This is a genomic window from Variovorax trehalosi (genome assembly GCF_051216415.1).
GTDB lineage: Bacteria > Pseudomonadota > Gammaproteobacteria > Burkholderiales > Burkholderiaceae_C > Variovorax.
In genome coordinates, this window is sequence record NZ_JBPJZG010000001.1 from 1,584,705 (window position 1) to 1,606,035 (window position 21,331).

General features: G+C 66.4%; 19 protein-coding genes. 3 read left to right on the forward strand and 16 right to left on the reverse strand.

Features of this window, described 5'->3' with window-relative positions:
- Positions 1-6 precede the first annotated feature (6 nt).
- The 5 genes from ACSFA7_RS07340 to ACSFA7_RS07360 all read right to left on the reverse strand — a co-directional run bounded on the left by ACSFA7_RS07340 (position 7) and on the right by ACSFA7_RS07360 (position 4,137).
- The gene (locus ACSFA7_RS07340) at positions 7-651 is read right to left on the reverse strand and encodes an FMN-binding negative transcriptional regulator (RefSeq protein ID WP_435498757.1); all 645 of its coding nucleotides are present in this window, start codon (positions 649-651) and stop codon (positions 7-9) included.
- 44 nt (positions 652-695) lie between these two features.
- Positions 696-1,394 carry an ankyrin repeat domain-containing protein gene (locus tag ACSFA7_RS07345; protein WP_435498758.1) on the reverse strand — a complete coding sequence of 233 codons (699 nt, stop codon included), beginning with the start codon at positions 1,392-1,394 and terminating at the stop codon, positions 696-698.
- Entirely contained in the window at positions 1,394-1,888 is a 495-nt protein-coding gene (locus ACSFA7_RS07350) for a GlcG/HbpS family heme-binding protein (RefSeq protein WP_435498759.1), read from the reverse strand. The genes ACSFA7_RS07345 and ACSFA7_RS07350 overlap by 1 nt, the downstream gene beginning before the upstream one ends.
- Positions 1,889-2,023: 135 nt before the next feature.
- On the reverse strand, positions 2,024-2,662 hold the full coding sequence (locus tag ACSFA7_RS07355) for a response regulator transcription factor (protein ID WP_435498760.1): 639 nt from the start codon (positions 2,660-2,662) through the stop codon (positions 2,024-2,026).
- Entirely contained in the window at positions 2,659-4,137 is a 1,479-nt protein-coding gene (locus tag ACSFA7_RS07360) for a sensor histidine kinase (RefSeq protein WP_435498761.1), read from the reverse strand. The genes ACSFA7_RS07355 and ACSFA7_RS07360 overlap by 4 nt, the downstream gene beginning before the upstream one ends.
- A 61-nt stretch (positions 4,138-4,198) precedes the next feature.
- Between ACSFA7_RS07360 and ACSFA7_RS07365 the strand changes: the two genes are divergently transcribed.
- Together ACSFA7_RS07365 and ACSFA7_RS07370 are read left to right on the forward strand one after the other, a co-directional pair.
- On the forward strand, positions 4,199-5,278 hold the full coding sequence (locus tag ACSFA7_RS07365; protein WP_435498762.1) for a DUF72 domain-containing protein: 1,080 nt from the start codon (positions 4,199-4,201) through the stop codon (positions 5,276-5,278).
- A gap of 57 nt (positions 5,279-5,335) precedes the next feature.
- Positions 5,336-5,866 (forward strand): DinB family protein, encoded by a 531-nt coding sequence (locus ACSFA7_RS07370; protein ID WP_435498763.1) that lies wholly within the window; start codon positions 5,336-5,338, stop codon positions 5,864-5,866.
- 3 nt (positions 5,867-5,869) lie between these two features.
- Here the strand turns inward: ACSFA7_RS07370 and ACSFA7_RS07375 are convergent, their stop codons facing one another.
- From ACSFA7_RS07375 to ACSFA7_RS07405, 7 genes are all read right to left on the reverse strand, one after another.
- Positions 5,870-6,364 (reverse strand): RidA family protein, encoded by a 495-nt coding sequence (locus ACSFA7_RS07375; protein WP_435498764.1) that lies wholly within the window; start codon positions 6,362-6,364, stop codon positions 5,870-5,872.
- 92 nt (positions 6,365-6,456) lie between these two features.
- The gene (locus tag ACSFA7_RS07380) at positions 6,457-6,777 is read right to left on the reverse strand and encodes a non-heme iron oxygenase ferredoxin subunit (protein ID WP_435498765.1); all 321 of its coding nucleotides are present in this window, start codon (positions 6,775-6,777) and stop codon (positions 6,457-6,459) included.
- 20 nt (positions 6,778-6,797) lie between these two features.
- Positions 6,798-7,757 carry a Bug family tripartite tricarboxylate transporter substrate binding protein gene (locus ACSFA7_RS07385; RefSeq protein ID WP_435498766.1) on the reverse strand — a complete coding sequence of 320 codons (960 nt, stop codon included), beginning with the start codon at positions 7,755-7,757 and terminating at the stop codon, positions 6,798-6,800.
- Positions 7,754-8,122 carry a chorismate mutase gene (locus tag ACSFA7_RS07390; protein ID WP_435498767.1) on the reverse strand — a complete coding sequence of 123 codons (369 nt, stop codon included), beginning with the start codon at positions 8,120-8,122 and terminating at the stop codon, positions 7,754-7,756. Before ACSFA7_RS07390 ends, ACSFA7_RS07385 begins: the two co-directional genes overlap by 4 nt.
- A gap of 3 nt (positions 8,123-8,125) precedes the next feature.
- Positions 8,126-8,611: an aromatic-ring-hydroxylating dioxygenase subunit beta gene (locus ACSFA7_RS07395; RefSeq protein ID WP_435498768.1), complete on the reverse strand. Its 486-nt coding sequence runs from the start codon at positions 8,609-8,611 to the stop codon at positions 8,126-8,128.
- Positions 8,608-9,867 (reverse strand): aromatic ring-hydroxylating dioxygenase subunit alpha, encoded by a 1,260-nt coding sequence (locus ACSFA7_RS07400; RefSeq protein ID WP_435498769.1) that lies wholly within the window; start codon positions 9,865-9,867, stop codon positions 8,608-8,610. The genes ACSFA7_RS07395 and ACSFA7_RS07400 overlap by 4 nt, the downstream gene beginning before the upstream one ends.
- A 27-nt stretch (positions 9,868-9,894) precedes the next feature.
- On the reverse strand, positions 9,895-10,884 hold the full coding sequence (locus ACSFA7_RS07405; RefSeq protein WP_435498770.1) for a 2Fe-2S iron-sulfur cluster-binding protein: 990 nt from the start codon (positions 10,882-10,884) through the stop codon (positions 9,895-9,897).
- Between the two features lie 137 nt (positions 10,885-11,021).
- On the opposite strand from ACSFA7_RS07405, the gene ACSFA7_RS07410 reads away from it, so the two are divergent.
- Entirely contained in the window at positions 11,022-11,936 is a 915-nt protein-coding gene (locus tag ACSFA7_RS07410; protein WP_435498771.1) for a LysR family transcriptional regulator, read from the forward strand.
- A gap of 26 nt (positions 11,937-11,962) precedes the next feature.
- On the opposite strand, the gene ACSFA7_RS07415 is transcribed toward ACSFA7_RS07410, so the two are convergent.
- The 4 genes from ACSFA7_RS07415 to ACSFA7_RS07430 all read right to left on the reverse strand — a co-directional run bounded on the left by ACSFA7_RS07415 (position 11,963) and on the right by ACSFA7_RS07430 (position 21,176).
- On the reverse strand, positions 11,963-12,463 hold the full coding sequence (locus ACSFA7_RS07415) for a pentapeptide repeat-containing protein (RefSeq protein WP_435498772.1): 501 nt from the start codon (positions 12,461-12,463) through the stop codon (positions 11,963-11,965).
- A gap of 95 nt (positions 12,464-12,558) precedes the next feature.
- Positions 12,559-13,221 (reverse strand): Imm43 family immunity protein, encoded by a 663-nt coding sequence (locus ACSFA7_RS07420; protein WP_435498773.1) that lies wholly within the window; start codon positions 13,219-13,221, stop codon positions 12,559-12,561.
- 4 nt (positions 13,222-13,225) lie between these two features.
- Complete coding sequence (locus ACSFA7_RS07425; protein ID WP_435498774.1) at positions 13,226-18,037, reverse strand: RHS repeat-associated core domain-containing protein; 4,812 nt, start codon at positions 18,035-18,037, stop codon at positions 13,226-13,228.
- A 52-nt stretch (positions 18,038-18,089) separates the two neighbouring features.
- Positions 18,090-21,176 carry a type VI secretion system Vgr family protein gene (locus ACSFA7_RS07430; RefSeq protein WP_435498775.1) on the reverse strand — a complete coding sequence of 1,029 codons (3,087 nt, stop codon included), beginning with the start codon at positions 21,174-21,176 and terminating at the stop codon, positions 18,090-18,092.
- Between the last annotated feature and the right edge of the window lie 155 nt (positions 21,177-21,331).

Genomic DNA, 21,331 nt, shown 5'->3' on the forward strand with positions numbered 1-21,331 from the left:
CGCATCTCAGTTTCCTTCTGCAACCTGCGCCTCGGCATTCATGCCGAGCCGGTCCATCCACGCGGCCAGTGCCTGCTCGTCCGGCGTGCCGGCGCCGTACATGGCGCGCATGGCCGCATGCGATTCCTTGCGGTGCTGGTTGATCTTGACCTTGCACTGCAGCGCGGTCACCTTCAGCTCGAAGCCGACGATGCCGTTGAGCATCTTGAGCTGGAACTCCTCGCCCAGGTCGCGCCACTGCTGCGCGTAGGCGGGTTCGTGGTCGCCGATGAGCTTCTTGAGCAGCACGTCCTTCTCGGCCGGCTCCTCGATCAAACGGGCCTCGACCGTGCAATGCACCGCGAGGTAATTCCACGTCGGCACACGCGCCAGGTCGGGATAGACCTGGGGCGACAGGTACGAATGCGGACCGAGGAAGGTGGCAACCGCCTGCGGCCGCGCCTGCAGGTAGCGCCAATGCGGGTTGGGCTTGGCGCAGTGCCCCCACAACACCAGCTGGTCACCCTCGCCCTGCTCCGCCACCAGCGGCAGGTGCGTGACGAACGGCAGGCCGTCGTTGTCGTTCGAGATCAGGCTCGCGAACGGGTGCGAGCGCATCAACTCCAGCGCGATGGCCGGGTCCTTGGCATTGAACTGCGGGGGCATGTACATGGGGCGTTTTCCTCGTGGCGAACCCCGATTGTCCCCGAGCCGGCCTATCTTGCGCGCGGTGCTTCCAGGAGCTTGACCATCGCGGTGTAGCCGCGCGCCCTGGCCAGTTGCAGCGGCGTGTTGCCCTGGCGGTCGGTCAGCTTCACGCTCGCGCCCGCGTCAACCAATGCGGCCAGCGTGCGCTGGTGGCGCGGCCCGCCGTCGCCGAGCACGATCGATTCGATCACCGCCGTCCAGTGCAGGTTGTTCACGTGATCGAGCGGCGCGCCGGCCGCAATCAGGCGGCGCACCACCTCGTCGTGGCCCAGGTGCGCGGCGGCGATGAGTGCGGTGCCGTCGTAGCGGCTCGTCGTCTGCCCGGCCTTGGCGCCGAGCGAGAGCAGCAGCGTGAGCGTGGTCACGTCATCCGCGACTGAGGCGATGGTCACCGCGTCATAGCGGTCGTCTTCGAGCCGGTCGAGGTTCGCGCCCGCTTTGGCGAGCAGCCTGATCGACTCGCGTTGCCGCGCATAGGTGGCAACGTGCAGCGGCGTGCGGCCCTTCGCATCGCGCGCATCGAGGTTCGCGCCCGAGGCGACCAGCGCCTTGAGCTTCGGCAGGTCGCCATGCCAGGCCGCCTTGTGCAGCCCTTCATAGGCCAGCACCTCGGCCGCAAGCGGCGGCACCTGGGCCGACACGCCGGCCGATGCGCCCAAGCCGAGCGCGCCTGCCAGGATGAAAGACCCGACACCGCGCTTCATCATCAGCCCAGCAGGCCCTTGACCTTCTCGATCGCCGCGTTCGCGCACTGGTCGTCCAGGTGACCGCCCGGCGCGCCGCCCACGCCCACGGCGCCGATCACTTCATTGCCCGACTTCACCGGCACTCCACCGCCCAGCAGCAGGAAGCCCGGCAGGTACACGAGGTTCGCGGCGCCGGGGTTCTTCTGCGCGCCTTCCATCATGGCCTGCGTCGCGTTCTTGGCCGACGCCGAGGTCCAGGCCTTGCGCTCGCTCGAGGCCAGCGTGTGCGGGCCGGCGTTGTCGGCGCGCTGCACCGCACGCACGGTGCCGGCACGGTCGACCACGGTGGCCGCCACGTTGTAGCCGTTGGCGGCGCAGGCGGCCACGGCTTCGGCCGCGATCTGGTTGGCCAGCGCGAGCGAGATGTTCTTTTCGGTACGCACGGCGGGCGCCGGCGTCTGGGCTTGAACGGCCGATGCGGCGAGCAGAGCGGCAAGGCAAAGGGTGGAACGCATTTCTTGTTTCTCCAGTGGATGCAGGGTGACTGCGCCGGCCTGTTGCCGACGGCTGCGCCACTGTAGAAAAGGCCGTGCGCCGCGACCATTCGTACGGCTACGCCCGGCACTCCGTAGAACTACGGAGCGCGCCCCTCACTCGTCCGAAGTCACCAGCACGGCATACCGCCGGATCAACTGCGCGAGCGAATCGCAGTCCAGCTTCGCGAACAGGTTGGCCCGGTGCGTCTCGACCGTGCGCGGCGACAGCGCCAGCGTGCGCGCGATCTCCTTGTTGGTGAGCCCCTGCACGATGAAGGCCAGCACCTCGCGCTCGCGCTCCGACAGCTGCGCGACCCGCTCGCGCGCGGCGTTGTCGGCCTGCGAGCGTTCGCGCGTGCGCACATGCTGGCGCACCGCCTGCTGCAGCGCCTCGAGCAATTGCTCGTCGTCCACCGGCTTCTCCAGGAACTCGGCTGCGCCGGCCTTAAAGGCGCGGCGGCACATCTCGACCGTGCCGTGGCCGGTCAGCATGATCACCGGCTGGTCGACGCCCTGCGCCATCAGCCGGTCGAGCACAGTGAGCCCGCTGATGCCGGGCATGCGCACGTCCAGCACGATGGCTCCCACGCTCGCACGGTCGAAGCCGTCGATGAAGGCCTGCGGATCGGCCCAGCCCTGCACACGCAGCCCGACCGTGCCGATCAGCAGCGAGAGGCTGTCGCGCACAGCCTGGTCGTCGTCGATCAGGTGGATCAACGGCGACTGCGGTTGATGGGTGGCGGAGAAATTCATGCCGATGGCGCCACCAGCGGCAGCAGCAAGGTGAAGCGCGCGCCGCGCGGCGCTGCGTTGGCGGCCGTCAGGCTGCCGCCCATGCCGCTCGCCAGCGTCTCGCTGAGGCTCAGGCCCAACCCGAGGCCGCCCTCCCGCGTGCTGAAGAAAGGCTCGAAGAGCCGCGGCATCGCCTCGGGCGAGATGCCGCGTCCGTTGTCGGTCACGGTCAGCACGCCCTCCTGCCCATTGCGGCCGACCGACACCACGAGCCGGCGCTCGGCGGCGGGCACGAGGTCGAGTGCCTGCAGCGCGTTCATCAGCAGGTTGTGCACGATCTGCTCCAGCGCCACCGCCTCGGCCTGCACGCGCACCGGCGCCTGCGCGCCCGCATCGAACTGGGCCGCGACGCCGCGCTGCGCGAACTCGGGCGCGAGCAGGTGCATCGCGCTGCGCACCACCTCCTGCAGCACCAGCGGCTTCACGTCGCCGCCGGCCTCGGGCCGTTCGATCACGCGGCGCAAGCGGCCGACCACGCCGGCCGCGCGGCGGGCCTGCTCCACGGCCTGCCCCATCGCGTCTCGCGCGGTGGCGAGGTCGGGCGGATCGTCGTCGAGCAGACGGCGCGCGGCCTGCGCGTTGGCGAGCACGGCGGTGAGCGGCTGGTTGAGTTCGTGCGCCAGGCCTGCCGACAACTCGCCCAATGCGTTGAGCCGCGCGACCTGCCCGAGCCGCAGCAGTTCTTCAGCCCGACGACGTGCAATGCGCTGGCGCTGCGCCATCCAGAGGCCGGCCAACAGCACCGCCATCGCCACGGCCCAGCCAGCGATGCTGCGCCACGGCAGTTCACCCCAACCGACCTGGCGCTCTGCCACCAGATCGAACGGCTGGCTCGGCGAAGCGAGCGCCTTGGTGAGGCCGAAGCGCCAACCGCCCTCGCCCAGCCGACCGGGCTGCAGCACCAGTTGCTGCCCATCGCGCTGCAGGCTCACGCGCACCGGGCTGCGCTGCGGATTCATCGGCCAGTCGCGCCAGGGCACGGAGCCGGCCAGGTCGATTTCGAGCGCGTAGCTGAAGGGCGTGGCACCGATCACGAGCTGATAGCGGCCCTGCGCGAGATTGAGCGATGCGAGCTCGGCGCGCTGCTGGCTGCGCGAACGTGCCTCGGCGGCGACCAATGCGCCGGCCGGTTTTTCGTCGGGCCACGGTTCGTCGCGCGCACGGCGCTGCACCTTCAGGATCGATGAATACACGGATGGCAAGCGCTGCTCCGGCTGCCCCGCATCCGCGCCGGGTTCCAGAAGCGCGAGCGTGGCCAGCACCGCGTCGTACTGCACCACCTGCTGGCTCATGAGCCGGTGCGCGATGCGCGCGTCGGTCTCGAAGTCCTGTTGCAGTTGCGCGAGCTCCGCGCGCGCCAGCCACACCGCGCCCGCGGCCGTGAGGACCAGCCATGCCAGCCACCAACCACCCTGCGAGCGCAACCACTGTTTCATGGCGCGGATTGTGCCCGCCGCTGCGAGGCGGCCCGGTGTTGGCCGAGAATGCGTCCCCAGCATGAGCGAAGTACAGGACTCTCTTTTCCCCGACCTGCCGCGCCCGCAAGAGGCGCCCGCGGCCCCGCCGCCGAACGAGGCCGAAGCGCCCGCGAAGAAGAAATCGCGCGGCGCCACCGTCGCTCCCGCACCCACGGACCCGGCACTCGTCGAGCTGGCTTCGGCGCTCTCGCCCAACCTGCGCCTGGGCACCTCGTCATGGAGCTACCCGGGCTGGGCCAACCTCGTGTGGGACGGTGAATACGCCGAGACCGTGCTCTCGAAGAACGGTCTCTCCGCCCTGGCGCAGCACCCGCTGTTCCGCACCGTGAGCCTGGACCGCAACTTCTACCGCGCCCTGACGGCGAGCCAGTACGCGCGCTACGCGGCCATGGTGCCCGCGGACTTCCGCTTCGTGGTGAAGGCGCCCAGCCTCGTGACCGATGCCACCGTGCGCGACGAAAGCGGCCGCGGCACGCAGGTCAACCCCGTGTTCCTCAACAGCGAGATCGCGATCCAGGAGTTCGTGCAGCCCGCGCTCGACGGCCTGGGCGACCGCATCGGCGCGCTGGTGTTCCAGCTGAGCCCGATCCCGTCGCAACTGCTGGCCGACCGGCCCGCGCTGCTCGCACGAATCGGCGAAATGCTCGAGGCGCTGCCCGGCCTGAAGCAGGTGGCGCCCGACGCCGTCATCGCCGTCGAGGTGCGCGACCCGCAACTGCTGTGCCCCGCCTTCGCCGACATGCTGCGCAGCGTGGGCGCGACCTTCTGCATGGGCCTGCATGCCAAGATGCCGCCGATCGAAGACCAGTTGCCGATGCTGCGCGCCCTGTGGCCCGGGCCGCTGGTGTGCCGCTGGAACCTGCATCGCCGGCACGGCCGCTTCGGCTATGAGGATGCAGAGAAGCTCTACGGCCCGTTCGACAAGATCGTCGATCCCGACCCCGAGACACGCGCGGCCTTGGCCAAGGTGATCGCCGGCACCACGCGCGCGGGCCAGAACGCCTTCGTGACTGTCAGCAACAACGCCGAGGGCTGTGCGCCGCTGACCATCGCCTCGCTCGCGCGGGACATCGTCGATCTGGAGCTGCGCAAGGGGTAGACAGGAAATCCTATTCACGTAGCATGGCCCGCGCCTCCCCCACAGGAACACCCGGTCATGAGCTCTCTCTCATTGCTTCGCACCCTCTTCGGCTACCGCGCCTGGGCCAACGACGAACTGCTCGAGAAGATGAAAGGCTTCGATCCGGAGCGACACCAGGACGCGCGGCACGACGCCATCCGCCTCATGAACCACTGCCACGTGGTGGACCAGATCTTCGCGGCGCACCTCACCGGCAAAGCGCACGGTTTTGCCGCCGACAACACGCCCGATACGCCTTCGCTGCACGACCTTCGCGCCGCCGTTGCCGCACTCGACCGCTGGTACCTCGACTACGTCGAAACCGCGACGTCCGAGCAGCTGGCCGAATCGGTGCCGTTCAGCTTCACCGATGGTGACAAGGGCTTCATGACGCGCGAGGAAATGCTGGCCCATGTGGTTACCCACGGTGGCTATCACCGCGGCGAGGTCGGGCGGCTCATGCGGCAGCATTCGGTGGGCCTGCCGTGGGACACCTTCGCGGTGTACTTGCACAGCACAGACCCGTCGCGCCGGCTGCAGGGCCAGAGCCAATTGCAGGCCGCGTAGGCCTCAGGCCTTGTCGCCCTTGGCCGCGACCGTCATCTCCAGCTCGACGCTCGCATTCTTCGGCAACTGATACACGCCGACCGCCGTGCGCACATGCACGCCGGCATCGCCGAAAACGCGGTGCAGCAGATCGGACGCCGCATCCGCCACTTCGCTTTGCTGCGTGAACTCGGCCGTGCACTGGATGAACACGCCCACTCGCAGCACTTTCTCGACGCCATCGAGCGAACCGAGTTCGCGGCGCAGCAGCGTGAGACAGCGCAGTGCGCAGACCTGTGCGCCTTCGCGTGCTTTCTCGAGCGACACCGTATCGCCCACGCGGCCGGTGACGACCACCGTCGTACCCACGCGCGGCACCTGCCCGCTGGTATAGACGGTACGGCCGTCGCGCACGATGGGCACGTAGTGCCCGCCCGCAAGCATCTCCCCGGCGAAGCTGTGGCCCAGCTCGGCGGCAATCTGATCGGCAATCTGGTCTCGGCTTTGCGCTGTCGTCATATGTGTTCCATGAAACGGCGTGCCATTGTCGCCAACCGCTTGCGGGGAAAACAGATACAGATCGCGTGGACCGGAGGCGGAACAGATGCCCGCTACGCCTCGAACGCCAGGAACACCCGCCCGCCCTCGATCTTCACCGGATAGCTGCGCAGGTCTTCCGTGAGCGGCGCGCACATCGCCTTGCCGGTGCGGACATCGAAGCGCCCCTGATGCAGCGGGCATTCGATCTCGTGGCCTTCGAGAAAACCGTCGCACAGCCGTGCATGGCCGTGCGTGCAGATGTTGTCGGTCGCGTGGATGCCGTCTTCGGTGCCGTAGAGGGCGATGTCGCGGCCCTGCACCTCGAGGCCCAGCACGTCGTCGGCGGGAACGTCGTCGACCGCCGCGGCGTCGACCCATGTCATCGTGCTCATGTCTTTTTTCCTTCGCTTGTTCAGTTGTCGGGCTTGAGGCCGGCGCGCTGGATCACCGGCTTCCAGCGAACCAGCTCTTCGCCCATGAACTTCGCCAGCGCCTCGGGCGTGCTGCCCACGGGGTCGAAGTACGCGGTCTGCAGGCGCTTCACCGTCTCGGGGTCTTTCAGCACCGCGGCGATCTCGCGGCTCATGCGCTGTACCACCTCGGGCGGCGTGCCCTTGGGCGCCATGTAGGCGAACCACGGCACGGCCTGGATGTCGGGCAGGCCCGATTCGCGCAGCGTGGGCAGCTCGGGCAACAGGGCCGAGCGCTCGGCCGACGTCACGGCCAGCGCCTTCAGGCGCCCGGCCTTGGCCTGCGGCATCACGGTGACGGGTGGCAGGCACGCGTACTGCACATCGCCCTGGATGATCGCTGTGACCGCTTGCCCCGAAGAGGCATACGGAATGTGCACCGCGAACGAATTGGTTTTGAGCTTGATGAGTTCGACGCCCAGGTGCGAGATCGAGCCGTTCCCCGTCGATGCGAAATTGAACTTGCCGGGGTTCTGCTTCATCGCGGCAAGCCAGCCCTTCACCGAATCGACATTCATCGAATTGGAGACCGCGCACACGTTCGGCGTGGTCGCAGCGAGCGACACCGGCACGAGGTCCTTGAACGGGTCGTACGGCAGGTTCTTGTAGAGCACCGTGTTGTAGACCAGCGGCGCATTCACCGAGAGCAGGAAGGTGTAGCCATCGGGCTGCGACTTGCTCGCCTGGTCGGTGCCCGTGTTGCCACCCGCGCCGGGCTTGTTGTCGACGATCAGCGGCTGGCCGATGCGCGCTGCGAGCTTGTCGTTGACGATGCGCGCGAGGATGTCGGGCGACGAGCCGGCCGCGAACGGCACGACGATGCGCACGGGGCGCTGCGGCCAGTCCTGCGCATGTGCGCCGGCCGCCACTGCCACGATGGCGAAAACGATGGCGCGCCTCATGGCTTCGCCTCCACATCGACCATGCCCTGATGGTCCCGCTGCTCGCGTGCGATGAAGCCCGCGATGAGCGCACGGTACGCCGCCTCGACCACCTCGGGACAAGCGCCCTCCTTCTCGGCCAGCGCCCTCACCTTGTCGATCACCTCCTGCTGGCGCTGCGGCGCCGACACCTGGAAGGCATCGCGCTTGAAGCGCGCCGCGTCCTTCACATAGCGGCCGCGCTCGGCCAGCAGCGCGACGATCTGGCGGTCGAGCCGGTCGATGTTCTCGCGCACCTCGGCGAGGTTGTCGCACAGCGGCTGGTAGGCCGGATCGGTGAAGCGGCGCAGCGGTGCGCCGTGTGTCTCGGGTTCTTTTTCTTGCATGACTCAGATGGGGTAGATGATGGAGTTCGGGATCATTTCGCTGTCGAACACGCAGAGGCGCGAGGCGAACTTCAAGCCTTCGGGGGTGGACACGACCTTGTCGATGTAGCGGCCGACGTTGAACACGGTCGAGGGGCCGTCGAGCTTCGTGCGGAACACTGCATAGTTCGCTTCGCTGTGGATCGCGCCGTCGTCATCGATCTTGTGCACCACAGGAAGACCGACCACATGCCGCTGGTAGTACGGGTCATGGAACAGCGTCTCCTGGATGCCGTACACGCGGTCTTCCAGCATGCCCCGGCTTTCGAACGACAGCGTGGCCAGCGGCAGGTTGCGCTCGTGGTTCTCGCGCGGCTGCAGCCGGTAGCTGCATGCCTCGATGAAGAACGCGGGCCACAAATCCCACTTGCCCGAATCGACCGCATGCGCATAGGCCGCATAGAGGCCTGCCAGTTCGAGATAGGCGTTGGCGTCGAGCTTCTTCGTCATGCCGCCTCCATCACTTCGCGCCAGTAGCGGTACATGCCGCGGATCAGCGTCTCGGTCACCATGTGGTCGGTGTTCTCGACCTCGCGCCCGCCCAGCTCGGCGAGCGTGCGGTGGTACGGCTTCTGCTCGAAGCCTTCCTGAGAAAACTCGATGACCTCGCCGTCGTCGGCCGAGACGAAGCCTGCCGGGCCGAACAGGTTGGCCTGCCGCAAGCGCCGCTGCGTCATCTCTTCGGTGTCGTCCTCGAAACCGAAATGCGTCCACACGAAATCGAAGGCGTCGTGCCCCACCGGCTGGATGTGCCGCGTCGACACGCTGTTGACCTGCTGCTGCAGGATCAGGCTCGGGAACAACGTCATCATCACGGCCGTCGGTCCGCCCCACCAGGGCTCGGGCACGATGTCCAGGAAGCGCGGGTCCTTCAGCTGCATGCTTTCCTTGAAGCTGGAGACCTGCGTCACCTGTGCGGCCTTGCCCGCATTGCCGCGCGTGGAAATCATTGCGGCGTGGCGGCTGCGCGCGTCCATCTTCAGCTCCGACTTGTTGTCCGCGCGCCAGAGCCCGAAGGTCACGAACCAGGTGTGCAGGAGGCCGGGGTGGTACGGGTCCTTGATGTTCTCCTGCATCAGCTTCCAGTTGCCCGGAATGCGCTGGCGGCTGTAGCCGAGGATGGTGAGCTTGCGGCCGTCGAAGAGACGGTCGAAGTAGTGAAGGATGTCGGAGCCGAGGAAGTCTTCGAACGATTCCACCTCATGGTCGAACGACGCGAACACCACGCCGCCGCGCGACGCCACCTTGAGCTTGTTCAGACCATGCTCCTCGGTCTTGAAGTCCGCAGGCATGCCACCGTGGACCTTGCCGTCCTGCTTCACGCCGCGGCGGAACGGCACGCCCTGCAGGTCGCCCTTGAGCGTGTAGTTCCACTGGTGATAAGGGCAGACGAATTCCTTCTTGTTGCCATGGCGCTCGCGGCAGAACTGCATGCCGCGGTGCGCGCAGACGTTCTCGAACACATGGATCGCGCCCTCTTCGTCGCGCGACATGACGACCGAGCGCTCGCCGATGGCCGTGCGCTTGAAGTCGCCCGGGTTCGGAATCTCGGCTTCCAGGCCGACGTAGCACCAGTGCTTTTCGTAGAAGAAGCGCTGCAGTTCCTTCTTGTGCAGCGCCTCGTCGGTATAGGCCATGAAGGGAATGCGGCTGGTTTTCTCGCTCTCCCAGTGCAGCTCGATGGGGAACACGGGTTGCGTGGTCATCGCGGGTCTCCTTGTCTTTTGGATTCTTCAGGTGCCTTGCAGGTAGAAGGCATCGGCATGGGTCTGCTCGGGCGCGAGGCCGCGGGCGCGTACGAGTTGCGTCACGGCCTCGACCATCGGGGGCGAGCCGCAGAGGTAGGCGCGCCAGCCGTCGAGGCTGCCGGGCCAGTCGACGCGGATGGCGTCGGTGATGAGGCCCAGGCGCTGGCCTTCGCGCGCGGGGCCGGTGACGACGACCACGTGCACCTTCAGGCCCGGGTGCTGCGCCTGCAGTTCGCGCAATTCGGCGAGGCCATACACGTCCGCATCGGAACGCACGCCCAGGTAGAGATGAGTCGGCTGCATCAACCCGCCCGCGATGGCGCCGCGCACGATGGAAAGGATCGGCGCGAGCCCGGTCCCGCCCGCCGCGCAGAGCATCGGCCCACGATGCTTCGTGCGCAGGTAGGCGGTGCCGAGCGGCCCGCTCACGCGCACCGAATCGCCGACGCGCAACTGCTCGAAGATGTGCGCCGTGACCCGCCCGCCCGGCACCTTGCGCACATGGAATTCGAGTTCCGTATCGCGGCTCAGTCCGGCCATCGAATACGGCCGCGCCAGATCGGGCGCGAACTGCAGCTGCGCGTACTGCCCGGGAGAAAACTCCAACGGCTTGTTCGGCCTGAGCCGCAGGCGCCGGATGTCGTGCGTGAGCACGTCGATGCCCGTCACCGTCGCCTTGAGGATGCGCGCCGGATGCACCACCACCTCGTCGGGCTCGGGGATCTCGATGGCGCAGCTTTCGGTCAGCGTGCTCTGGCAGGCCAGCACGTAGCGCTCGCCCTGACCGTCGGGGCGGATGGCGTCCTGCCCGCCGTCGAGCACCTGGCCCGACACCACCTTGCAGCGGCAGGTGCCGCAGCGCCCCGATAGGCAGCTGTAAGACACCGGCACATGGTGCTCGCGCAGCACCTCGAGCAGGTTCGCGCCGGGGCGGACCTCGAGGGTGCGGGCAAGGGGGTGAATGTGCAGGTCCATCGTGGGGCTCTCGCTTTTCTTTGACGCCGACGTCGGGGTCGGCTTGTCTCTTGAGGACGGATGATGCGCGGCCCCTGCAGATTGACCAATAGAATCTGGTGAATCGATCCCATCACGGATATGAATAAAGGTCCGGCATGCAACTCAAGGACATCGACCTCAACCTGCTCCTGATGTTCGACCGCATGCTGGCCGAGAAGCGCGTCTCGGCGGTGGCCGAATCGCTTGGGCTCTCGCAGCCCGCCATCAGCAATGCGCTGGCCCGGTTGCGCAAGCTCCTTGGCGACGAGCTGTTCCTGCGCACCGCGCGCGGCATGGAGCCCACGCCCTTCGCGCTGCAGCTGGCCGAACCGGTCGCCTACGCGATGGGCGCGCTGCACACCGCGCTCAACCAGCAGGTGGTGTTCGACCCCGCCACCAGCACGCGCAGCTTCACGCTCGCGATGACCGACATCGGCGAGATCTACTTCACGCCCCGGTTGATGGAGGCGCTGTCGGTCGCGGCGCCGGGCGTGACGATCAGCACGCTGCGCAACAACACGGCAACGAACCTGCGCGACGAGCTCGAGGCCGGCCATGTGGACATCGCCATCGGCCTCCTGCCGCAGCTGAAGGCGGGCGTGTTCCAGCGCCGGCTGTTTCTGCAGCGCTATGTGTGCCTCTTCTCAGGCACGCATCCGCTCGCGCGCAAGCGCAGCGTGTCACTCAAGGACTTCAGCGCCGCCGACCACGTGCTGGTGCAGGCCGCCGGCACGGGCCACGGCAAGGCCGACGACGTGATGGCTGCGCAGGGCATCCACCGGCGCATCCGCCTGAAGGTGCCGCACTTCGTGGCGATCGGGCACATCCTGCGTTCGAGCGGAATGATCGCCACCGTGCCCGAGCGGCTCGCAGAGAGCATCGCCGAGCCCTTCGGCCTCGTGTGGCGCCCTCACCCGGTGGCGCTGCCGCAGATCGCGATCAACCTCTTCTGGCACGCGAAGGTGCACCGCGATCCGGGGAACCAGTGGCTGCGCGGGTTGCTGTTCGACAGCTTTGCGGACAAGGACTGAACGGCCACGCGGCCCCGCAAGCCGCGTCAGACCGTGTTGATCTGCGCGTTGCGGAACTCGAGCTGCTCGAAGTGGCTGCCCGTGAAATCGACCATTTCGCCGCGGAGGCCATCGGCACTGATCTGGTTGCCGTTGCAGTTCAGGACATCGACGCGCGTCCAGCGGCCGTTGTCGAAACCCAGGTTGTTCCAGGTGCAGCGGTTGAAGGTGCAGCCGCGCAGTTGCGCAGTGCTGAATTGCGAGTTGCTGAAGGTGCAGCCGGTGAACGTGCAGCCCGTGATGGCGATGCCCTGGAAGTCGCACGCGGTGAAGGTGCAGGCGTTGAACTGGCAGCCGGTCCAGCCCGCGTTCTGGAAGGTCGTGGCGGTGAAGCTGGTGCCGGTGAAGGCGCTGGAGGCGAACTGCGCGAGGTTGAGGTCGAGGCCCGCGTAGGCGAAGGTGTCTGCCTGCCCGATGAGGCCGGCGGGGGCGCCGCCTGCGCCTTTGCGCCAGAGGTTGTGGTTGAGGATGATGAGTTGGGAGGTCATGGGGTCACTTGATCGGAAATTCCTGGGAACTGGAATAAACCACGGTTCGACCTTCGAGGAAAATCATGGCTTCTTGAAGCCGCCCCTCTTTTTTACTAGAGAATTGCGAGAATTTCCTTGGGATCATAGGAAAATGAATTCACATCCGGCCATTTCGCGACGTCCAGATCGACAAAATCCACGCCTTTGACGCCTATTTTCCTTGCTGCGACCACGAACCTTTCAGAGCAAATTATTGTATTGTGCTTTGGTTCGAGGTTTTGAATTCCAAAAACGTCCGCCTCCACATCTTTATTGATTTTCAACTTCTTCAACGCCAGAAAGTCAAACTCATCCCTCTCCAGATCAGAGGTTGACAAATCGATTACGGAAGATTCACTCAAATAAAATTCCCGGGCAAATATCGATGCAAAGTATTTTGCCTCCGTGATTTCATTTTTATGAGCATTTGAGACAACAATAATTTCCTTGCAATCCTTTATGCTCACTCCGAAATTCTGCAAGAGATGTAAAAAATCTTCTCTCAGGTACTGATGCGATGCATCTGACCTGATCGAAAAGTCAATCAGCTTCTCCTTCACCACCAAACACATTCCGGACGGAAACGATTTCAGATTTTTCTTGTCCGCATACCACGGGTAGACCATGCCATGCTGAATGGACTCGGGGTGCTCCGGGCAGTGATCGTAGAGAACTGCATTCAAATAACCGATCGGGCAGCCTCGTTCTTTTTTTTGCGTTATGGCGTAATACTTCATTTATTCACATCAGCCTTCCCGTTTTCGGATTTCGAGGCACCGCCCCAAGAAGAATTTCGGCTCTCAAACTGGTTTGCAGCGCCGCAATTCTGGATTTTGCCTGACCCGCATCGATCTTCTCGGCATCGTATAGTTTTTCAATTTTCGTGATTCTTGCACCAACTTCTGCCGAATAAAGTGCATGAGAGCCGCAGTGATAGACTTTCCTCTTCATCTGCTTCATTTTTTTCTGGTTGCTCGGCATCAGCAGGCCATTTTCCGAATTGTCTTTTTGCCCGCTCAATCCTATTTTCCCCAGGAAGGCGGCATTCTTGCCCCAGATCTCTTCCGGAATAAGGTGATGCGCCTGCATCTGGTCGCCTGTGGCGCCGCCCAGATTCCTGTCCAAGGTGGTGCTGCACAAGCCACCGGGATCAATCCAGCCCGTCGGATTCGGGGCATAGGCCTGCAAATTTATTCCGCCGAACAATCCAATCGGGTCCTTGCTCACAAACCGCCCGCTGTGCGGATCGTAATACCGGTGCCGGTTGTAATGCAGCCCCGTCTCCTCGTCGAAATACTGCCCCTGGAACCGGATCGGATTCCTGATTCCCGCACTCTGCGCGGCCTGCGCGATCGCTTCCCGCGCCTCGCCCCACGCCCGGTACTGCGCCGACCACGCGATGCGTCCTTCGTCGTCGGTCAGTTCCTGCGGCGTGCCGAGGTGGTCGCACTGGTAGTAGCAGATCTCCTCCATCGCGAAGGGCTGCGCGACCGGCTCGCTCGTCCACAGCGGATCGCGCGCCACGTCGTAGTCGCCCTCCTCGGCCACCATCGCTACGTAGTCCGGCGTGGCATGCAGCGTGATGGCCTGCTGTTTCCTCGCCTGCAGCAGCGGCCTGAAGCTGCCGGGTTCGTAGAGGTAATGAACGGTTCGGGCCTGTTCCTTGGCGGTCTTGCTGCCGACCACACTCTCGAAGGCGAGCACGTCGCCGTCCCAGCCGTACACGGTGTGACCCTTCGGGCTGTGCTTGGCCACGCGGCGGCCCAGCGCGTCGTAGGCGAAGGTGGTGGTGCCCTGGTGGCTCTTGGCCGCGACCATGCGGCCGAAGCCGTCCCACTCGAAGCTCGTGCGCTCGCCGTTGCGGATTCGCTCGACCAGGTTGCCCTGGGCGTCGTAGCGGTAAGAGGTGCCCGCGTAATCCTTGAGCAGGTTGTCGAGCAGCTTGTGCGCGGCCACGGGGCTGATGCGCGATTCGAAGGGCTCGCCCCGAATGGCTTGCGGGCGCGGCGTCAGTGTCGACGTGGATTGCCCCGGCGCATCGAGTGCCCCCGGCGTGGCGATGTTCCCTGCGGGATCGAAGGCGAAGACCTCCCTGCCCAGGGCGCTGTTGGCCTGGACCAGCCGGCCCACCGGGTCGTAGCGATAGTCGAGCCGGCCGCGCCGGGTGTCGCCGATGCCGACCAGTTGCCCGACCTTGTCGTAGGCATAGGTGCGCCGCACCAGCGCGCTGCCGGCGGGGCCCGCTTGCCCCGTCGATGAAACCCTCTGCTCCAGCAGCCGCCCCATGACGTCGTAGTCCAGGCTCTGGCTCAACCCGTTGCCCTGTTCGCGCCCGACTTCCCGGTGCAGGTCGTCGCGCTCGAAGGAGAGGATGTCCTGCCCGTCCAGCATCAGCCCGTGCACATGGCCCGAACCGTAGGTGAGCAGGCGAACCTCGTGGCCATCCGGCCGCGTGCTCACGATGCGGTTGCCCAGCTCGTCGTACTGGTGGCGCCAGACGGCGGTCATCGGCTTTTCCAGCGCGCGCGCCTCGTAGTGCTGGTGTTCGCGCACCGTGTTGCCCACAGGGTCGTAGAACCACTGCAGCCGCGCATCGCGGTTGTTCGCCAGCACCAAGCGCCCCGAGGCGTCGTAGCCGAAGGTCTCGCTGGCCTCGCCGGCGGTGCGTTCCAGGAGGCGCCCCATCGCGTCGAAGCGCATGTCGATGGACTGCAGCGGCTGCTCGATCTTCTCCAGCACGCCGTTGAATTCGGCGTACGCGTAGCCGGTCTTCTGGCCGTCGAAGCCCACCTCCGCGAGCAGGCGGCCCACGGGGTCGTAGCTGAAGGTGTAGCTGCTGCGGTTTTCGTTGTCGAGCTGCACGAGGCGCCCGAGCTTGTCCCACCGGTACGCGAGCTGCTGGCCCGCGGCATCGGTGCGCCTCGCGATCAGGCCGGCCTCGCTGTAGCCGTAGCGGGTCGTGTGGCCGAGCACATCGGTGTGCGCGAGCAGGCGGCCCTCGGCGTCGTGGCTGAAGCGCTCGGTGCTCTGGTCGGGGTTGACGATGCTCTCGAGCTGCCCGCGTGCGTAGCGGTACTGCGTGGCCTGGCCTGCTGCATCGGTGCTTTGAACCAACCGGCCGCGCGCGTCGTAGGCCCAGGTCGTGGTCTTGCCCGAGCAGTCGGTGCGCGACAGCAATTGGCCCACGGAGTTGTAGACCATGCGGGTGATGCCGCCCTTCGCATCGGTCACGCGCACGGGCAGCCCGGCCTTGTCGTATTCGTACTTGGTCTTGTGGCCGAGCGGATCGGTCTCTTCGACGAGGTTGCCTTGCACGTCGTATGCACGAAGCCACACCTGGCCCTCGGGGTCGAGGATCTTCACGAGGTTGCCGCTGTCGTCCCAGTCCATGTGGATCTCGGTGCCGTCGGCGCGCGTCTGGCTGATGAGTTGTCCCTGCGCGTCGTAGCTGAAGTGCTCGACGCCGCCGTTGGGCTGGATGTGGCGCACGATGTTGCGGGCCTCGTCGCGGAAGAACCATTCATCGCGCAGGTCGGGGTGCGTCATGCGATACGTGTAGCCCAGCTCGTCGTAGTAGTAGCGGGTCTCGTGGCCCAGCGCATCGGTCACGGTCGTGAGGCGGATGTGCTCGGTCCAGCGCACGCGGGTGTCAAAGCTGCCGTCGTCCATCCACTCGCGCACGGCGCGGGCGTTGACGCCGGTACCGTCGTAGGCGAGGTTCACGCCGCGGCCGGTGCGGTCTTCGTAGCGGGTCAGCAGATGGTGGCTGTACTGGTAATGCCATGCGGTGGAGACGCGCTGCGTTTCGTCGACCAGCGCGCCCGCCGCCATGGGGCCGTTTTCGTCCTGCGCCTCGATGAGGTCGCCGTTCGCGTCGTAGGCATAGGCGGCAAGCTGGCGAATGACCTGGCCTTCCTTGATTTCCCACAGCCCGGCCAGCCGCCCCTGCGCGTCGATGCGCGTCCCTGCATGGGCGATGGTCGTGTCGCCCTGCTTGACCATGATGTCGCTGAGCACCGTGTGGTCCGCGCGCAGCGGATGCACATGGTCGTAGCGCAAGGCCACGCTCGCGCCGGCGCGCATCTGCATGAGTGCGAGCCGGAAGAACGCGCGCTCGCCGCCGAGCGCCGGAATGCGCTCGTAGGTCTGCATCCAGTCGCGGCCCTGGTTGATGGTGAGCAGGTCGGGCGAGAGGCGCACGAGCGTCAAGTCCTCGATGACGTCGCGGTGCGTCTGTCCCACGGCGAGCGCGGGGTAGCGCTTCGTGCGGCCGTCTTCAGCGTGATAGAGAAAAGCGCCTTCGCTGCCGTCGTCGAGCAGCTCGATGTCCAGCTGCGTCGTGTAGGGCGTGATCCAGCGCGCGCCCAGCACGCCCTGGTCATACGCCGCGAGGTCCGAGCGATAGGTGCGGCTCCAGGTGATCGGCAAGGCGCCGGGCAATTCGAAATCGGTGTGCGTGAGCGTTTCGGCGCCCAGGCTCAGGGAGATGGAGCGCGCCGTCGCAGAACCGGGGCACTTGCAGGGGCGGCCGTCGGCGGTGCTGCGCTTCTGGCGCCTGCGCGGCTCCAGCGTGCCGGGGCCGCGCTTGTCCTTGACGTTGTTGACCCTGCGCGGATGCACCGTGCCGCCGCGCTTGCGCTTGAGCTTGGGCGCGACCTCCAGGATCTTCATCAGCAGCCAGCCGATGCTGAACATCGTGCCGGGGTCGACCAGCTCGAGCATCTTCCTGGCGGCCAGTTTGCCGAGCGCACGCATGGCCTTGGCGAGGGACTGGATGTGCGTCCTGAATTCGGGCGAGATGTAGGTGGCCACGCTGGAGGCACCGCCCAGCGCCATATTGGCGACCTCCTTGTTGCTGGCCACGAACATGTTCTTGGCCGCGCGCAGCAGGTGCTCCGACTTTTCGAGCGGGTCCCACCACGAGGTGCGGTCCGCGGCCTTGAGTGCGACGCTGGCCGAGCGCACGCTAGTGTTGGAGTTGAACAGGTGCCCGTCCAGCGCCGACAACAGCGCATCGGCCAGTGCGTTGGCCAGCTTCTCCGCGAACTTGCCGCACTCCTCCAGCATGTCTCGCAGCTGTTTCTGCGCGGTCTTGATGAACTCCTCGAGTTCGCCCTTGATGGCGTTCGCCAGGTGTCCCGCGATGGCGATGAGGAAGTCTTCCGCGAGGTTCTTGGCACCCTGCTTGAGCTTCTGCTTGGCGAGCTGCAGCGGTGCGCGCAACGCCACGCGCGCCGGCCCGGTGCCGGGCATCGGGATCACGCCGATGGCGTCGACGCCCAGGTTGACCCACGAGATGAACGACACCTCCTTGCCGGCCTGTTTCAGGTCGTTGATCTCGATGATGTCGTAGACCACATCGGAAAACGCGATGAGGTTCGAGACGCCCGGAATCGCGTTGCCCACGGTCTTGAGGCGGTCGAGCGTGACGATGCCGTCGGTGTTCTCGCGCAGCCACTTGTCGAAGGGGCTGAAGCCCTCGGCCACCTCGGAGGCGTTGATCCGCTCGAGCGGTTCGATCGCGTATTCGCCAGCGTCGGCAGATTCGGCCATGAAGTGGGGTCCCTGGAAGTCGGTTGTTCGTTGTCGGTTGCTCGCGACCCGCTCAGCCCACGAAGCCGGGGATCTTCAGACCCGCGATCTCGGGCAGTGCCGTTGCCGCTGCTGTCGGGGTTGCGCGCGGCAGCAGGTTGGCCGCGGCGTCGGCCAGCTTGGGAGGCATCAGGGAGCCTGCAACCTGCGTTGCCGCGCCCGTGAGCGAACCCGCCGGGTTGCCCAGCAAGCTCGCGGCCCCGCCCGCGATGCCCGCCAGATCGCCCTTGCCCACCGCTTGCAAGGTGCGCGCGGCCTGGAGGCCCGATTGCACGGTCTGCGCGAGACTGGCAAGCCCGCCCGCATCGGCCGCGACGCCGCTCTTTCCGAGCACGCCGGCGACCTGCCCCATCGCGGCCTGCGCTGCGCCGCCCAGACCTCCGGCGCCGGCCGCATCCGCGCCGCCGGCCGCATCGTTCCTGGGCTTGCCGAAGTAGCTGCCCTCCTCCCACGTCCGGCTCGGGTCGTCGCCGAAGGTGACGCTCGCAGGCCCCGGGAACAGCCCCGCGACGCTGGCGAAGCCGTTCGCATCGAGCTTGCCGGTCTTGACGGTGCCGAGCGCATCGACGACCTCGTAGTCGCCCCCCTTCACGCCGCGCTGGTCGGCCACGTACTTGTTGAAGAGCTCGAGCGTGCCGTTGCCCGGCGCGGGCGGCGCAGGGAACGAGGCGGGCTGCGTGTCGGGCCCGATCAGCGAATGCGAGGCCGCATGCGCGACCCACGCGCCGCTGGTGCCGCTGCGGATGCCTTCGGCGCTCCAGTGCGTGTAGCTGCCCGCGCCGACGATGGTGACCTTCTGCTTGGCGGTGATCACGATCTCGTCGGCGGTCTGCGTGATCTTGAGTTTCGCGAGCAGGTTGAGGTTGTCCTTCAGCGCCTGGATGTCGATGTCGCCGTTGGCCGCGACCAGCTTCATGCCGAGCTTGTAGGCAAACACCCGCACCGACTCGATGGCGCTCGCGAGCAGCCGCTTGCCCACCGAAAAACTCATGTGCTGCGCGCTGGTCAACGCCACGTGTTCCTCGCTGTGCAGGTGCGTCGACTTGACCGAGGTCGCGGCGATGCCGGCCGGGCTCGCGAGCACCATGTGCGGCTCCTTCAGCTCCGGGAACTCGCCCTGCTGCGGGTTGCCGCCCGAACCCTTGACCGCATCGCTCTGGGCCTTCAGGGCCTTGCCGACTTCGTCCTGGTCGCCGCCCTTGTCCTGCGCCTGGTGCTGCTGCGCGAGGTCGGCCAGGCTCTCCTGCTGGTCGCCGGCGTTCGCGAGCCGCGCCACGGTCTCCCCCATGTCGGTGATGTGCGCCTGCGCGTTGGGGCGCGGCTCGGTGCTGATGAGCAAACCCGCCATCGCACGGATTGCGCCGTGGCCGTCGGTGCGCAACTCGAAGCCCTGGCCGCGCTCGTCCTTGCGGCCCGCGTTGTCCTCGATGCGCGCGATGTGGCCCAGGCTCAGCTGGCTTGCGTCGTGGTCGCTGCGCAGTTGCGCCTGGATCTTGCCCGGCGTGTCGTCCAGAAGCAGGTGATTGCTCTTGCCGCCGGGCTCGTTGCCCGAGCCTTCGGCGAGCTCGCGGCTGCGCAGGCCCATGAGCGCCTTCTGCCCCGGCAGCGCCCACGGCGGCATGCGCCGCGCGTTGTAGACCACGCCCATCACCACCGGATGGTCGGGGTTGCCATCGAGGCACTGCACCACCACTTCGGAGCCCACACGGGGGAACGACACCATGCCGGTTTCGCCGCCGGCCCAGTTGCTCAGCACCCGCACCCAGGCCGAGCTCTTTTCGTCGTTCTGGCCTTCGCGGTCCCAATGGAATTGCACCCGGATGCGGCCGTACTCGTCGGTGTGGATGCTGCCCTCGCTGGCCGGGCCCACCACCGTGGCGGTCTGCGGCGCGAGCACGCGCTGCTCGACGCTGTGAAAGCCGCGGCCCGGCATCCACGGCACGAAGCGGCGGCTTGAGGTTAAGCTGTTCCTGTACTCGGCGCGCGACCCCTTCGGCCTGCCTTCTGTCGTGCCAGGCTCCTGCAGGTAGTTGTTGCTGGCGCGGTGCTCGACCGAGAGGATGAGGAATTCGCTTTCGGAGCCATCGCCCTGCGTGCGCCCGAAATGGTCGATGAGGCGGAACCAGCGGCCGGGCAGCACGAAGCGGTTGTTGCCCTCGGCCTCGAAGCGCTTGGCCTTCGCCTCGATCTCGCCGATGCGTCGCCGCGCCACGCCCTCGCCTTCGAGCGAGGTCTTGAAATGGCGCGCGCCACCGTACTCGTGCACTTCCAGCTGGGGTACGTCGCCCTGCTGGTTGTTGCTGGGCATCTCGGCATGTTGCGGGCGCGGGCTCTTGAAGTCGAAGGCGCTCACGGCGGCCTGCGCCGTGACCAGTTCGCGCACGGCAGTCCACTGGCTGATGGCGTCTTCCTCCTGTGCGCCGCCTTCATCCTGGAAGCGGATGCCAGAGGACGAGCCGTCCACGGCCTTGGCCAGCGTGCTGTCGTCGCACACGTGCAGGGTGTGGCCTTCAGCCGAATGCTCATACCAGTAGCTGTAGCCCGCCGCCTCCCAGCGCCGGTGCAGGTAGTTGTGGTCTGTCTCTCCACCAGCGCCGCCGCCCTGCACAGCCATCGTGTGGGGCGGGTCTTCGCCGCGAACGAACCACTCCCACTTGGGCAGCACGCCGTAGTCGTTGAAGATGGACTCGGTCTGCGCGCGCAGCGTCTGCCGATGGAAAAGCCGGTTGTTTGCGCGCAGCCGCAGGTACTGGAGCCACGGGCCGAGCCGGGCTTCGTAGAAAGCAAGGTTGCCATCGGTGCGCACGAGGCGGAATCCGAAGACGATGCCGGTGAAATGGCGCAGCGTGCCGTCGGGCCGCACGAGTTCCACGCAGAGCATCTTGCCCTGCAGGTCCTTCAGGGACAGCCCCGCGTTGCTGCTGAGCAGCCCGGCGGTAAATTCGAAATCGCGCGAGAGGCCTTCGGATGCATGCAGCGTGTTGACCACGAGGTCGCTGCCCGCCGGCGCCCCGCCCTGGGGGAACGACAGCCGCAGCAATCGGTCGTGCTGCCGGTCGGCGACAAGTTCCGCGAGATGACGGCCCGGCGGGCCGCTCATCGGATGCGCCCTTGCAGGATCGATCTCGCCACGATGTGGTTCACGCTGACTCTCCCTCCGGCTGCTTGAGAAATGCTGGCCAGAGGAGCTTCGGCGCTAAATATGTCGTCTGCTTGACAGCAACCCGAGGGCCGCAGCCCACATGCAGAAGGAAG